Here is a 15,124-nt window from a genome sequence, read left to right as displayed (position 1 = left end):
CCATCGAAAAGTCTCACACTAAACGCTAGCAACTGGAATTTACTCTAAGACGACTCTGTTTTAGGGCTATTTGTCGTGCACTTTTTTCTGAGTCTTTTCGCTTTTGAACCCTTATATATCAAGAAAAAGAAAACCAGTGGAAGTTAGTCTAAGACGGATTTCCACTGATTTCACGCATTTTTCTCATACTAAAAGCTAGGTTGTGGGAAACTGGAAGTTAGTTTTAGAAGTTACCATTTTTTAAAATTTTTGTGATTTTTATTTTAAAGTTCTACTGTCAGGACTTAACCTTGCTTAACAACCTGTTGTCCAGCGATATAAACATCATCTACATCACTGGATTTGACAGCATAAACCAGGTGAGAGAGCATATTTTCTTTAGGTTGGAGATGAATTTTCCCTTGTGGTTGAATAACGAGAAAATCTGCTTGCTTGCCGACTTCCAGACTTCCTATCTGTTCGTCCATTCCAAGAACCTTAGCCCCTTCGATTGTCAGAGCCTTGAGAGCTGTTTCAATAGGAAATTGGCTGGCATCTCCACTTTTCATCTTCTGAAGAAGGGCTGCAGTCCGTCCTTCCTCAAACATATCAAGGTTGTTGTTGGAAGCAACTGAATCTGTCGCAATTCCTACTGCCACTCCTGCTTTTGGGAGCTGGATAATTGGAGCAATTCCTGAGGCTAATTTAAGATTACTGATAGGATTATGCGCGATAGATACTTGAGACATTGCCAAGCTTTCAATTTCTCTCTCGTTTAATTCAACCCCGTGAGCAAAGACGGACGGATGATCTAAGTAACCCAGTTCTTCGAGAAAAGCAAGAGGACGTTTACCGTATCGTTTCAGTATAATTCCTGATTCCTCCTTGGTCTCCGCCACATGGATATGGATAGGAATATTCAGTTCTTTTGCCATGTCTAAACTCGCTTGTAGCAAGTCTTGATTACAGCTGTATGGAGAATGAGGGGCTACCATAACCTTGAAATTTGGATTTTTATAGCCAATAATTTCTTCAATGATTGCTCGAGTTCTGCTTATAGTTTCATTAGTTGTCTCCGCCTCAGAAGAAAAGAGGGTAGGTGAGAAATAACAACGCATCTTGGAATCTTTCACTGCCTGATAAATCCGTTCAATATCCACACCATTGGGATTATACATATCGTTAAAGGTTGTTGTTCCCGACTGGAGCATCTCTATCATAGCTTCTTTAACCGCCTTGGTAGTCATGTCAGGAGTAAATCCTGCTTCTGCTGGCCGATATAGTCATTGAGCCATTCATGGAGATTGCTATCATCTCGAATTCCTCTCAATCCTGTCATAGCAGAATGGGTGTGACAATTGACCAAACCAGGCATAATACAGGCTCCCTGATAGTCTATAATCTGCTCAGCTTGCTCTAAAATCTCTGACTTCTCTTAACCAACATAGACGATTGGAGAATCCTTAACGGCTAAGATTCCATCTAGATAAACATGGAAATCTTGATCACAAGTCACGATATTTACATGCTGATAGACTTTCATTGTTTTTCTCCTTCTAAGGCCTTGATTTTTTCTAGCTATTGTAACAAAAAAGTCACCCGAAGGCAACTTTTTTCGTCCATAAACTTTCAAAAGAGAATGGCTTATTCAAAGCTAAAATCTGCTGCTTGCTGCATTTGATAATACTTGCCCTTTCGAGCCATGAGTTTCTGATGGCTCCCATACTCAACAATGTCGCCCTCCACCAAGACAAGAATCAAATCCGCATCCTGAATGGTTGACAAACGGTGGGCAATGATAAAGCTTGTTCTTCCCTTCATGAGTTTAGCAAAGGCATCCTGTACCAGCACTTCTGTTCGTGTATCGATGGAGGAAGTCGCCTCGTCTAAGATAAGAATCTTTGGAATAGCCAGAAAGACTCGGGCAATAGTCAAAAGCTGGGACTGACCAACAGAGAGAGATTCTCCAGCATTTTCCAACTTGGTATCGTAACCCTGTGGCAACTGTTGGATGAAAAAGTCTGCATTGGCTGCTTTGGCAGCAGCAATCACTTGCTCCCGACTAGCATCAGGATTGCCGAAGGCAATATTGTCATGAATGGTCCCTTGCTTGAGCCAGGTTTCTTGGAGCACCATGCCAAACTGCTGTCTCAATGATGCTCGGGTATAATCATAAATGGATTTCCCATCCAGCAAGATATCTCCAGAGTTAATGGGATAAAAACGCATGAGAAGATTGATAAGGGTTGATTTTCCGGCACCTGTCGGACCAACAATAGCAACCTTGCTACCAGCTGGAATATCAATAGATAAATCCTTAATCAAAATCTTTTCAGGATGGTAGCCAAAAGAAACCTGTTTAAAGGAAATAGCTCCCCTAACTTGGTCACTGGTCAAGACTTCCTTACCTGTTTCAGCCACCTCAGAGCTTTCTAAGACAGCATAGACGCGCTCTGCGCAAGCGAGAGCACTTTGCAACTCAGCTAGCACTGAAGAAATATCGTTAAAAGGCTTGGTGTACTGTTGAACATAGTTCAAAAAAGTCACTAAGCGTCCAATGGTCAAGGTAGAGCCTATCATGATACGATAAGCTCCCACTCCAGCTAAAAGTGCATAAATGAGCGCGTTGACAAAGCGAGTCGAAGGATTAACCGTTGATGAATAAAAGATGGCTGACTGAGAATAACCTGCGTAGTTTTCATTAGCCTTATGCAATCTTTGAATAAACTCTTCCTGAGCATTAAAGGACTGGATAATGGTCTGCTGGCTAAGCGATTCTTCGATCAACTGAGTCTGAATTCCTCTTGTCTCTGTTTGCTTCTGAAAGAGATGATAGGAGCGTTTGGCAATAAAGCGTGAAATCACCATGGATAGTGGCGTCAACAATAAGACTAAGAGAGTCATGAGGAGATGGATTTGGAGCATGGCTAGAATACTAACCAAAATCATCAAGACTCCAATGAAAAATTGGTTAAAAATCATGGTCAAACCAGCTACTAACTGTTCAATGTCCGTGGTTACACGACTGACCATTTCTCCACTTCCTTGTCGATCCACAAAGGCAATCGGTAACCGATGGAGCTTATAGATGATTCGCTCTCGCAAGTCTCTGGTATAAGAGAAAATTAGGCGATTATAAAGGAGAGGATTGACCCATTGAACTAAGGTATTTCCTATGACTACCAAGACCATTTGAATGAAAATCTGCCAAAAAACTGGTGAAGAAGCAGCTACTAGAACTTGGTCTATGACCTGCCCAATCAAGATAGGTAGGTAAATCGATAAAACAACCTGGGTAACAGTTCCTAGAAAGGCTAGGAAAAGGAGGAAGGGATGGCTGGCTAAATCTATGGCTAAACGTTTGAGCGTCTGGTTTGCAGTTTGTCGTCTCATGCTAGTCCTCCTTTCCATGTTGGGATGCATTGATTTCACGATAGACTTGACTAGTCTTCATCAAATCCTCATGCTTGCCAACAGCTAGTAACTCACCTTTTTCCAAGAGGAGAATCTGGTCAGCCATACGAAGCGTCGAGGTTCGTTGAGAAATCAAGATTAATCCTGTATTTGGTAAGTTTTCTCGGATAGCTTTCAAGAGCTTGGACTCGGTAATAGTGTCGAGGGCCGAGGTCGCATCATCTAGGATGAGAAATGGAGCTTGGCGCAAGACTGCTCGAGCGATAGACAGCCTTTGTTTTTGTCCACCTGAGAAATTTCTCCCTCCTGCCTCAACTAGGGCATCCAAAAGCCCTTCCTTTTCACTGACAAAATCCTTTGCTTGCGCAATTTCCAAGGCGTGCCAAAGTTCTTGGTCAGTTACTTCTTGATCTAAACCTAGAGTCAGGTTGGAACGAATAGTTCCCTTAAAAAGTTCGACTTTTTGGGGCACATAGGCAATCCAAGACCGCCACTGCTCCAAATTAAGAGGACTAGATCCATCTCGATAAAGTGAAATGCTACCCTTGTCTGCTGGATAAAGTCCAAGAATGAGTTGCACCAAACTTGATTTACCAGAACCCGTTCCTCCAATGATACCAAGGATTTGCCCTTGCTTCATATCAAAGGAAATGTCTCTCAGAGAAGGCTGGGCCGCATCAGGATAAGTAAAGGTCAATTCTTGAACTTGTAAAACCTGATTGCTGGTAACTTGCTTTTTCTCTAATTCTAAATGAATATCTTCTGGAGCCTCAGCAAAAACTTCCTCGATTCGCTTGGCTGAGATATAGGTCTGGTTGAGAGAATTTATTAGCATAGCTAGCTTGACCAATTCCACCAAGATCTGTAGGAGATAATTAATAAGGGCAATGAGAGCACCTTGACTGAGTAATCCTCCTTGAATAGAAATATAGCCCTGCCAGATGATGACGAGGAGAGTTCCATTCACAATCAGATAGGTCAAAGGGGTTAATAAACTGGACCAGAAACCTGTCTTTTCTTGTAATCTAGCATAGACTTGGTTAAGAGTTTGAAAAATCTGTAACTCTCGTTTTTCTTGTCCAAAAGCACGAATAACTCTCATCCCTTGTAATTGCTGGCGTGTTTCCTGAACTAGTTGGTCCGTTTTCTTTCTGAGACTGCTGTAGAGAGGATTGACTAACCGAGAAAGGCCTACAATGACTATGGTCAAAATGACAACCATGACCAAGAACCAGAAAGTCAGCTCAGCTGAGATTCGATAGGCCATAAAGATAGCCCCAAAAACGATAATGGGCGCTCGCAAAAAGAGACGCAGGAATTGATTGATCCCAGTCTGAATCTGGTAGGTATCCGAAGTCAAGCGAGTGACCAAGCTAGAAGTTGTCAAACGGTCTCTACTATCCTTAGGTAAAGACAAAATATGATGATAAAGATCGTTTGTCAGTCCTTTGGCAAAACCTACCGCAGCCTTAGCTGAGTAAAACTGGGCTATCAAGGCCACTAAAACGCCAATCACTGCAAATATAAGGAGCAGACCAATCTGCATCCAGAGATGACCTTGATTTTTCTGGGGCAAGGATTGGTCAACAATTCCTGCAATCACCATGGGAACTAAGAGCTCAAACACAGCTTCTAGTAGCTTGAACAAGGGTGCTAAAATGGATTCCTTGATGTAGGGGTTGAAGTAAGATAATAGGTGTTTCATAAATCCCTTCTATTCGTATTCTATAAATGAAGAAAGTGGGAAGTACCCACCCTCTCTGTTTTATTTATTTAAGTATGGCAATAGAAAGCCATATCCTGCCTCTTCCATCTCATCCTTGGATACAAAACGCAAGGATGCCGAATTGATACAGTAACGAAGGCCACCTAACTCCCGAGGGCCATCTGTGAAAACATGACCCAAGTGAGCATTTCCTGACCGAGAACGAACCTCGATTCGCTCCATTCCATGACTCAGGTCCTTGTAATAGTGAATCAACTCTTTGGAAATAGGACGGCTAAAACTTGGCCAACCACAACCTGAAGCAAACTTATCCTTGGCAAAAAAGAGTGGCTCACCTGTTGTAATATCTACATAAATTCCTTCTTCAAAGGTTTGGTCATAAGCATTACTAAATGGAGCCTCTGTAGCAGCTTCTTGGGTAACACGATAGGACTCTTCGGTTAATCTTTTCTTTAACACCTCTTGACTAGGCTTTTCATAATTTGCTGCGTCAATCAATGGCTTCTCAGCATCGGTCACATCGATATGACAGTAACCTAAAGGATTCTTCTTAAGATAGTCTTGGTGGTAATCTTCAGCCAGAATGTAGTGGCGAAGTTGCTCCACTTCCACTGCAATCTTTCGACCCAGCATGCGCTCCTGCTCCTGCACCACTGTGTAGATAGCTGGCAAATCAGCTTCATCTTGGTAATAAATTCCGGTCCGATACTGACGTCCACAGTCATTCCCTTGTTGATTGACTGATAATGGATCAATAACACGGAAATAATAAAGTAAAATCTCTCTAAGTGAAACTGCCTTCTCATCATAAATCACTTGAACCGTTTCTGCATGGTCTGTTTCTTTGAGTAGCTGATAATTTGTCGTTTCGACTTGTCCATTAGCGTAGCCAACACTGGTTGCTAGCACTCCAGAAATTCGTGAAAAATATTCCTCTAAGCCCCAAAAACAACCGCCTGCTAGATAAATTTCTGCCATCTTTATTTCTCCTTTATCAAGTTTTTAACTAATACTCTTCGAAAATCTCTTCAAACCACGTCAGCTTACATCTGCAACCTCAAAGCAGTGCTTTGAGCAACCTGTGGCTAGCTTCCTAGTTTGCTCTTTGATTTTCATTAAGTATAAACTTCTTTTCAAAAAAAGGATAGGAAGCCCTCTGGTCGCGAGTTTCCCCATCCTATCTTCTATTCTTTATTTTGCTTCAACACGGACACCTTGGGTATCAACTTTCAAGTCATGAAGTTTTCCTTTGAAGGGTTGATTTCCCAATTCAGCCTTAATCGTTGGCATCTTGTCATGAGAAGCCAAGACCATAACTGTCGGCCCAGCACCAGAGAGGTAGGTTGCATAAGCACCATTTTCTTTGGCCACTTGCTTAATCGTCGCAAATTCTCTCACCAAGTCCTGACGATAGCGTTCGTGGAAGAGATCTCCCTCGATTGCTTGCCCAGCGGTCACCATGTCTCCTGCCAACAAGGCTGCAACCGCCACATTGGCGATAGAACTAGCAGCAACAGCTTCCTTGTAGGACAATTTTTTAGGCAAGACACCACGGCTGTCTCGAGTACGCAATTCATAGTTTGGAATGTAGGCTAGGAAATCACACTCTGGAAAGTCAGCCACGATAGCAGAAACTTGCCCATCAACGGAGCTTGCAATAACGAGATTACCATAAATGGCTGGAGCTACATTGTCAGGATGTCCTTCAATCTTGGTCGCCAACTGCAATTTTTCATGGTCTGACAAGTTGAGATGACCCAGTTGGTTGGCTAGTTCAATTCCAGCAACAATAACCGAGCTGGAAGAACCCAAACCACGCGCCAGGGGAACATTACTGGTCATTTTCAAACGTCTTGGCTGCAAGTCTGGTGCAATTTGCAAAGCGATTTTGAGCAAGAGATTACGCTCGTCATGTGGAATCCATTTACCAATCTGGTGTTCAATCAGCCACTCATCTCGTTCTTCGCAGACCTCAATTTGAAGATACTTGGTTACAGCTACACCGACCGAGTCAAAACCTGGCCCGATATTGGCACTGGTTGCAGGTACTATAATCTTCATCTTATTCTCCTAGCACCTTGAAGGTATTCAAGAGGTCGAATTCTGAAACCTTCTTCAATTCAGCTGAGACATTTTCAAGCTGGGTTTTATTAATCTTGTGTGTAATGATAACGACACGCGCCTTATCCCCTTCTTTTCCATCTTGGAGGATTTGCTTAAAGGAAATATCTTGGGCATTGAAGATTTCAGCCAACTTCAAGACCTGACCTTTTGAGTCTGGAGCCAAGATTGAGAAGTAGTAGTTTGCTTTAACATCCTCAGGATTTGCCAAGACCAAGTCACGGCTGTATTCGTTGAAGTCTTTGCCAATGGTACCATCATTCAAACGACGAACGATACGGACAATATCTGCTACAACACTTGTTGCAGTTGGTTTTTGACCAGCACCTGGTCCGTAGTACATAGACTCACCAATACCGATAGATTCTACAAAGACAGCGTTCATTACGCCATTCACACTGGCAAGTGGATGCGCTTTAGGAAGGAAGGTTGGAGTCACTTCTGCAGCAATACCTGAAGGAGTTTCCTCGATTGAACCAACCAATTTCACTACATAGCCAAGTTCTTGAGCTACAGCTACGTCTTCTGGTGTGATGTTGCGGATTCCTTTGTGGGCTACATCGTCAAATGCAACCTTCATGCCAAAGGCAAATTGGCTCAAAATAACCATCTTGTAGGCTGCATCAATTCCATCTACGTCATTTGTCGGGTCGCTTTCTGCAAATCCAAGTCTTTGTGCTTCCGCAAGAGCATCATCGTAAGACCAGCCTTCTTCCACCATTTTGGTCATCATGAAGTTAGAAGTTCCGTTGACTACTCCAAGCACGCGCGTGATTTTATCAGAAGCCAAGGAATTTGCCAAGGTACGAAGAATTGGAATCCCACCAGCTACTGCTGCTTCGTAGTATAGTGCTACCTTGTTAGCTTGAGCGATTTCTAACAATTCTGCACCATGGACAGCCAAAAGGTCCTTGTTAGCAGTAACAACGTGTTTGCCAGCTTCCAAGGCACGAGTGATAAAAGTCTTAGCAGGTTCGATACGCCCCATCAATTCCACTACGATCGTAATGTCTTGATCTGATAAAATATCATCTACATTGGTTACAAAGTTAAAGTCATTCCCTGCTGCAAGCAAGCGATTCTTTTCATCTTCATCCTTGACCAATACCTTGGCAACTTCAATCTCTGAATGTGCTGATTGATTGATTTTTTCTCCATTTTCCTTTAGGAGGAAAGGCACTCCACTTGCAACGGTACCAAATCCTAGTAAAGCAATTTTAACTGTCATGTTTGTCTCCTCGAAATTTTCTAATATAGCCATTATAACAGAATTTTGTGAAAATTCCTATCACAGTAAATCACTATTTTAGTATAAAAAGAAAAAACGAATCAGACGATTCGCTCTCCTTAAAATCTAGAAATAGCTTTCTAGAAATGATTATCCAATCTTTTTCAGATTAAGCACTGCATCGTGATTCATCAAGACTTGACCATACTCTTGCAAAACTGAACGACTGATATCACTATCGTCCGCAAACTCGCGCATACGAGCCAACAGCCAAGCTGGATATGGACTTGGATGATTTTCAATATCCACTAAAATGGTCAAATAATAGCGCTCATTCATCTTGTAGAGTTCAGAAGTTTCCATCTCAAAAGTCACTGTCTTGGCAAAAGACACCAAGTCAGCCAACTTAGCAAAAGAAAGGATGTAGTAGATGTAAGGCTCTTTCTTGCTCTCAGCTTCTTGTTCAGCCTGCTCTTGCTCTTCTTCCTTGGCTTCAACCTGCTCTAGAGATTGAATGGCTTCGATATCATCCTTAGTTTTGTCTGCGATACTTTTTTCCAAGGTTTTGATAAATTCATCTGGAGACATTTGAGCCAATTCTTCCATATCTGGTAAATCCGATAAGTCTTCAAAATCTAGATTTTGATCAATCTTTGATTTGGTTACAAAGACATCGACCTTATCAGGTTTTGGAGTCACACGGAAGCTCAACATACCTGTATCTAGAAAGCTATCAGGCATCTCTAACTCATCCAAGATAGCATAAAAGAACTCTTCTGTTTTTTCTTGAGGAACGAGAAAGTCAGCAATCTCCATTCCACGATCCATCAAATCCTCTAAAGACATCGTGATTTTCAAAGTTGTATCACTGATTTGTTTCATTTTCATTGCTAGTAACCTCATACTTTCAGTTCTATCTATTATACTAGATTTTTACGATTTTATCAAAAGAAGGCTCCTCTGTCGGGATAGATTTTCAATAGGGTAACTTCTGTAGAAGACTCTAATACTTCTCTTCAAACCACGTCAGCTTTATCTACAACCTCAAAGCAGTGCTTTGAGCAACCTGCGGCTAGCTTCCTAGTTTGCTTTTTGATTTTCATTGAGTATAAAAGAAAATTTCTGCAGACAAATAGAAAAAGCCTTCAAAATCGACTCTTAGCCAACTTTGAAGACCTAATACATCAGAAAGCTTATAGTTTAAAGGTTGCTACACCGAGGATAGAACGATTTAAGTTTCGAAGAATTTGAAGACTTTGTTCAAATTTCTTATAACGAGTCACTCCGTATTCTTCAACAAGAAGGACTGTATCTCTTTCCAAAAGAGATGGTACATCTTGTAAATCTACAAAATGCATTCCTTTCAAAGTCTCTTGATTTTGTTTTAATTTATCTAGAATAGCTTTATTTGAGCTAACGATAGTCAATTCTTGTCCAGCATTTTTGTATGATAGAATATCTGCTAGATTAGCAATTGTTGTAATCTCTGTTACAAAATCAATTTGATACTGAGAAAAATCACCTGCTCTATTGATTGTTGGATTAAAGAGATAAACCAATACATTTCCCATCACAACCAAAATCACACAGATAACTCCAATAACAGATAAACGAAGAATCAGATTCTTCACATTCAATCCAAGCGCTGTCTCACCGTTTGCATTCAATTCTTTAGAGTTGATGGTTTCCAGTTTTTCAATTTTTACATTTGCATAAGTGTGTTTAAATTTCTCAATCAATCCATCAATTTTTCGCTCCAACAAGTCATTAGCATCTTTACTTGGTGTCAAAATTTTCACACCAACCCCTGCATCGTCAATCATATAGTAGACGGTCAATTTTTTCCACCAATAGTCATTCGTTGAATTTTTCAAGGTTGTCTCTGTCGTATCCAATTCACTGGCAATTTTTTTCAACTCACTAGGCTCTACATCATTGAAAAGATAAGCTCCATTCAAATTACCATCAATCAATTTCCCATAGAAATCACTATAACCACCAATTTGATGATTCAAAATCGTTTTAGCTGAATCTTCTGGAGGGGTGATTTTATAGCTGATATAAGTTGAATAACTTGTTGTGTCTTTGACAGTATTTTTATTCTTAACTGCTTTAATTGTAAATGGTACAGCAATGAGAGCAAATAAAGCGATGAGAGCTAAAATATTTGCTTTTCGTTTTTTGTAAAGATTTGCAAATAAATCAGCTACTGAATAATGTTCAAACATGATTTTTTTCTCCTTTGTTTAGTAGATACTGGTTCTCTTTTGTAAGCATTTTCGCTACGAATATAATCACAAGAACAATTCCCCAGAATTGCATTGTAAATAGATTGAAGAAACTTTCTGAAAAGCTACTTCTTGGCATAAAGAATAGATTATTCAAGATGAGTAGGGACAAGGCAAATAGGATTGTTCTTGATCGGTAGGCTACTTGCAGCATGGCTATAAATAGCATACCGAGTAAGAGACTAAGTAGAAAGACTCCTATCATGCCATAGTCTGTATACAACTCCATGATATAACTACTTCCAATACCATGTCCTTTCAGGTATTCCTTGTTCAAAACAAGATAGGATAGATTGTGGGCATAACTATTACTATCAACAGCTAGTTCCACACTATTGGTTGTATGCTCAAAGGCTTTTCCTCCGAAAATTGCCCCCAAACTTCCCCTTGCAAAATAATCAATAACAGGACCAAAAGTAAAATTACGGAAATCTCGATAAGGTAGGCTACTGTTAAATAGAAAACCTCTAGCCAAAACACCAAAACTAGTCCCTTGTTTATAGATAAAGTCAAGTAAGATATCCCAGAAACCTGTATGGGAAACTTGGACATTATCCCGTACATAATTGAGCACTCCCATCGCTAACATGAGAATAGGAGAACCTACAAAAATCGCTAACTTTTCTTTAAACCCAATCCATTTTCCTTTTTCTGTTTGCTCCCGCATAAAGTAATAAACGAATGCAAATAAAATACTTAAAATAAAGGGATTTCGTGTCCCGATTGCCAAATGAATAGTATTAGCTGCAATAAAGGAGACAAGCACTGCTGTGGCCTGCCATTTCTTTGGCTTAGTTGCCAAATACATACACATTGCATAGACCGTAAATGTTGATAAGATATAGGTAAAATAAGGCAGTTTACTTTCAAAGTTTGCATAGTAGGTATAGTAGGAAGTCTGCAAGCGATACAGGAGTCGTTCAAATAAGCGAATGAAATAGAAAGGATAGGTTAGAAGAAAAACTCCTAGCGATACAAAGCGCAACCGCTTGATGTAAACCTCTTTTAGAGAACTTCCTATCTTGGATACTTGTATTTTCTTTCTAGCTATAAAATAGCGAGCTAGGAGCCCTCCTGTAGTCAATCCCAATATCGAAACCATGACGACTATAAAGGCAAAGCGATAGGCTATGGGATGATAGGTATCCAAAGCACCATCCCTAAAGTAATCAATAGTCGGCCTTGATACCAGAAATACAAAAATAGTTAAAAAGAAAATAAAATGGATTAAGTAATACTTGATATCATTCCAACAAGCAATTAAGCTACTAACCAGTAAGAACAATAAAGTAGAAAGCAAGCTAACATTGTTATTATTAAACAGATACACAATTCCACTTACTAGCGTCAAGGCATAACTGACTATGGTCAAACTAAATAATAATCGTTTTCCATCAATCACTTGCTCACCCCCGTTCTAATGTAATTTTTTAGATTTTTCAATATTTTTTAGTAATAAGAATCGGTATAAGGAAATATTTATGAATAGAGCCAAAGCACTAATTCTTCTCCCCTTACGGAAAATTGGATTCCTAGCAATAGCAAAGGCATGGCTTTTTAAAAAACGATGAATCTGAGAATAGGCTTCAAACTGTTTATACTGATCATCTAGCAACATCTTATCCAGAATAAAGAAGTGGGCATAGGCCAATCTGAAAAAAGCAACCTCTTTCAAGTCAGGATAGTTTTTCACAACTTCATTATAAAACTTTTGATAGATATCAATATAGGCTAAATCCTTCTCTGCATAGGGTTTAGTCGTAATACTATCCCCTCTATGGAAATAGTAATAATAGGGTTTGGTATTAACAACGTACTTCTTAGCCAACTTGATTAAATCAAAATGATAATAGGCATCTTCGTATATCAATCCCTTTGGAAAGGATAGGGCAGTTGCAATCTCTCTCTTGATTAGCTTATTACAGATCGTTCCAGGTATTTTTTCACCTATGAGGTATTCCCTCAGAAATGTTTGGGAATCACAGACAAAATACTCATCCTGATTGGCTGACTGTGGGCTTTCATCATTAGCATAGACATTCATGACACCACAGCTCGAAACATCCGTATCTTCTTGAAGTAATTGCTCATATAAGCTCTGAATCATTTCTGGATGGATATAATCATCTGAGTCAATAAAAATCAGATAATCTCCGTTAGCCTGCTTCATTCCATCGTTTCGTGCTTGCGACAAACCTTCATTCTTTTTATGAAGCACTGACACCCTATCATCTTGTTCAGCGATTGAATCACACAAGCGACCACTTTCATCCGTTGCTCCATCATCAATAAGAATGATTTCCAGATTCTGATAGGTCTGCTTCTGAATGGAAGCTATCGATTTTTCTAGGTACTGTGCCACATTATAGACTGGCACAATCACACTGATTAATGCAGTTTCCATGCTACTCCTCTAATAGTTTTTCTACTTGTTCGATTTGTTTGGCAATTGTGAATTGTTGAATGAATTGGCTAGCCTCATCAACATCAAAGTTTGAGGCAGAGGTCATGTAGTTCGTAATTGCCTGAGCTGCCTCTTGATTGTTCTCAATGATTTGTCCAAATCGTCCTTCTTGGGATAATTCCTCAGCCCCTCCGACATCCGTAGAGACAAAAGGAAGTCCCAGACTCAAGGCCTCCACATACACTCCAGGAAAACCTTCTTGTTTAGACATAGACAAGAGAACTTTCGTCTGAGATAAATACTGATATGGATTTTTTTGATAACCAAGGAAATGTACATAGTCTTCAAGCTCATATTCTTTGACGCGTTTTTTCAGTTCCTCTTCCATATCCCCAGCCCCGATAAAATAGAGATGATAGTTTTTTCCCTCTTGGTGTAATAATCGTATCACTTCCACCACACGATCAGAACCCTTATTTTCCTCAATCCGTCCGATCGTACAGATACTTTGAGGCGCAATCTCGATATCGATCTTCTCTTGAGATTTTTCTAAAATAGTCTTAAAATCATATCCATTGTAGACCGTCTGTAATTTCGAAGCATAATCTGGATAGACTTCCTTGATAGAATGACTGGTCTTTTTTGAAATTCCTACAATGGTATCCGCGGCATCCAACTGGCGTCTATGTGATTCTCTTTTGGAGCTATCCTTAAGAAATTCTTCGATACTTCCATGAATCCAAGAGATTTTCTTGACTTCTTTTCTTTTAGAGAACAATAGTGGTGGATTCATAATGGTAAAGGAAACTTCAACATCATAATCATCTTTTACCAGCAAACGCCGAGTCAGTCTTGGAAAATAAATTCTCATTCTCCACAAAAAAGCTCGGAGCCATCTGGCTTGGCGGTAATCCTGAAGGGATTTTAGTATTCGTACATTCTTGGGAACAGATTCATATCCCTTGTCAAAGTGCTCCATTTCAAGAATATCAATATCATACTTTTCTGGATCCAGATTTGAAACAATGGTAGACAGAATCTTCTCTGCGCCACCTCCGAGAGAAAAAGACCACATAAAAAATAAGATTTTTTTCTTAGCCACCATATTCTCCCTTGTATTCTGTATAAGACTTATCCATATCAGCGATGACAGCATCATGATGCGGTAGCTGCTTGTCTGCTGGCGGAGGAGTCATATAATCTCCAAAAGCAGTACTAAGATAGGCATCGTAGCCAACTGGAATAGGCATCTCTGTCTCTTCAAATGGCAAGAAAAGATTATCCTCAAAAGATGCGATTGGATACTTGTTTCTCATGTAGCCAGGACCTGAGCATAGTTCCGTGATTCCATCGCTCTCAGATAGATCATACTTGGTCATTTCTTTTTCAGCTTTTTTCCAAATGCGATAACGGAGAGATTTTGGAGTCAACCCCAGTAAAATACGACTTCCCCATTTCATAAGTGCGCCATGCTTTTCTGGAATAGTTTGCGCACAAAAGAGTGAATAAATCAGGGCCCAACGAACCTGTTTTTTTCGCTCAGCTGGATTTTTCGGATAATAATCCAAAGGCAAAACGTCCAAAGCCAAACCATGTGGTAAATCCAAATCTTGCTGGTAAGGTTTAATGCAGGTCGTTTCCTTATCACGAATGGTAATAAAAAGATTACGGTCGACAAAATCCTTGTTACTCTTTGATAAGAAATAACGCTCATCTGCATAACGAGGCCATAATTCTGCCAATTTTTCATAGTCCTTACGGGGCATAAAAAAGTCTAGGTCGTCGTCCCAAGGAATAAAGCCCTTGTTTCGAAGAGCACCAATAGCACCTCCCCCACAAAGATAACAAAGCAAACCATGTTCTTTACAAAAGGCCACAAAATATTCAGCCATCTCCAGACTACGAGCCTGGATTGCTTTTAAATCAGTCATATTGTTCATTATTCTTTCTATCGTATCGTTTCA

The 15,124-nt window shown here is 40.1% G+C and carries 11 protein-coding genes and 1 pseudogene; all 12 read right to left on the bottom strand.

The features are described 5' to 3' along the window. Nucleotides 1-284 precede the first annotated feature (284 nt). The 12 genes and pseudogenes from SMI_RS03930 to SMI_RS03875 all read right to left on the bottom strand — a co-directional run bounded on the left by SMI_RS03930 (nt 285) and on the right by SMI_RS03875 (nt 15,100). Nucleotides 285-1,522 (bottom strand): annotated as a pseudogene (locus SMI_RS03930) (TRZ/ATZ family protein). Nucleotides 1,523-1,623: 101 nt separating this feature from the next. After that, the gene (locus SMI_RS03925) at nt 1,624-3,372 is read right to left on the bottom strand and encodes an ABC transporter ATP-binding protein (RefSeq protein ID WP_001254278.1); all 1,749 of its coding nucleotides are present in this window, start codon (nt 3,370-3,372) and stop codon (nt 1,624-1,626) included. 1 nt (nt 3,373) lies between these two features. Then, nucleotides 3,374-5,098: an ABC transporter ATP-binding protein gene (locus SMI_RS03920; protein ID WP_000681739.1), complete on the bottom strand. Its 1,725-nt coding sequence runs from the start codon at nt 5,096-5,098 to the stop codon at nt 3,374-3,376. A gap of 60 nt (nt 5,099-5,158) precedes the next feature. Then, nucleotides 5,159-6,097, bottom strand: coding sequence for a peptide-methionine (R)-S-oxide reductase MsrB (gene msrB, locus SMI_RS03915; RefSeq protein ID WP_000818187.1), 939 nt, complete (start codon nt 6,095-6,097; stop codon nt 5,159-5,161). Nucleotides 6,098-6,310: 213 nt separating this feature from the next. After that, nucleotides 6,311-7,180, bottom strand: a complete 870-nt coding sequence (thrB, locus tag SMI_RS03910) for a homoserine kinase (protein WP_000692421.1) — start codon at nt 7,178-7,180, stop codon at nt 6,311-6,313. A 1-nt stretch (nt 7,181) separates the two neighbouring features. Next, the gene (locus SMI_RS03905; protein ID WP_000216350.1) at nt 7,182-8,468 is read right to left on the bottom strand and encodes a homoserine dehydrogenase; all 1,287 of its coding nucleotides are present in this window, start codon (nt 8,466-8,468) and stop codon (nt 7,182-7,184) included. Nucleotides 8,469-8,618: 150 nt separating this feature from the next. Beyond that, complete coding sequence (gene mecA, locus SMI_RS03900) at nt 8,619-9,356, bottom strand: adaptor protein MecA (protein ID WP_000782679.1); 738 nt, start codon at nt 9,354-9,356, stop codon at nt 8,619-8,621. Nucleotides 9,357-9,661: 305 nt separating this feature from the next. Continuing rightward, nucleotides 9,662-10,696: a hypothetical protein gene (locus SMI_RS03895; RefSeq protein ID WP_000461488.1), complete on the bottom strand. Its 1,035-nt coding sequence runs from the start codon at nt 10,694-10,696 to the stop codon at nt 9,662-9,664. Beyond that, complete coding sequence (locus tag SMI_RS03890) at nt 10,689-12,158, bottom strand: O-antigen polysaccharide polymerase Wzy family protein (protein ID WP_000565077.1); 1,470 nt, start codon at nt 12,156-12,158, stop codon at nt 10,689-10,691. Before SMI_RS03890 ends, SMI_RS03895 begins: the two co-directional genes overlap by 8 nt. Nucleotides 12,159-12,173: 15 nt before the next feature. Then, nucleotides 12,174-13,160 (bottom strand): glycosyltransferase family 2 protein, encoded by a 987-nt coding sequence (locus tag SMI_RS03885; RefSeq protein ID WP_000446968.1) that lies wholly within the window; start codon nt 13,158-13,160, stop codon nt 12,174-12,176. A 1-nt stretch (nt 13,161) separates the two neighbouring features. Continuing rightward, entirely contained in the window at nt 13,162-14,265 is a 1,104-nt protein-coding gene (locus SMI_RS03880; RefSeq protein ID WP_000225909.1) for a glycosyltransferase, read from the bottom strand. Then, entirely contained in the window at nt 14,255-15,100 is an 846-nt protein-coding gene (locus SMI_RS03875) for a LicD family protein (RefSeq protein ID WP_001062005.1), read from the bottom strand. The genes SMI_RS03880 and SMI_RS03875 overlap by 11 nt, the downstream gene beginning before the upstream one ends. Nucleotides 15,101-15,124 lie beyond the last annotated feature (24 nt).

Source organism: Streptococcus mitis B6 (assembly GCF_000027165.1).
GTDB classification, from domain to species: Bacteria; Bacillota; Bacilli; order Lactobacillales; family Streptococcaceae; genus Streptococcus; species Streptococcus mitis_AR.
Note: the sequence above shows the minus strand (reverse complement) of the source record. Positions and strands in the feature narration are given on the sequence as shown.

Bases quoted from the DNA above. Each gene is read 5' to 3' on its own strand.
- SMI_RS03925 (WP_001254278.1), bottom strand. From the start codon at position 3,372: ATGAGACGACAAACTGCAAACCAGACGCTCAAACGTTTAGCCATAGAT.
- SMI_RS03920 (WP_000681739.1), bottom strand. From the start codon at position 5,098: ATGAAACACCTATTATCTTACTTCAACCCCTACATCAAGGAATCCATT.
- msrB (WP_000818187.1), bottom strand. From the start codon at position 6,097: ATGGCAGAAATTTATCTAGCAGGCGGTTGTTTTTGGGGCTTAGAGGAA.
- thrB (WP_000692421.1), bottom strand. From the start codon at position 7,180: ATGAAGATTATAGTACCTGCAACCAGTGCCAATATCGGGCCAGGTTTT.
- SMI_RS03905 (WP_000216350.1), bottom strand. From the start codon at position 8,468: ATGACAGTTAAAATTGCTTTACTAGGATTTGGTACCGTTGCAAGTGGA.
- mecA (WP_000782679.1), bottom strand. From the start codon at position 9,356: ATGAAAATGAAACAAATCAGTGATACAACTTTGAAAATCACGATGTCT.
- SMI_RS03895 (WP_000461488.1), bottom strand. From the start codon at position 10,696: ATGTTTGAACATTATTCAGTAGCTGATTTATTTGCAAATCTTTACAAA.
- SMI_RS03885 (WP_000446968.1), bottom strand. From the start codon at position 13,160: ATGGAAACTGCATTAATCAGTGTGATTGTGCCAGTCTATAATGTGGCA.
- SMI_RS03880 (WP_000225909.1), bottom strand. From the start codon at position 14,265: ATGGTGGCTAAGAAAAAAATCTTATTTTTTATGTGGTCTTTTTCTCTC.
- SMI_RS03875 (WP_001062005.1), bottom strand. From the start codon at position 15,100: ATGAACAATATGACTGATTTAAAAGCAATCCAGGCTCGTAGTCTGGAG.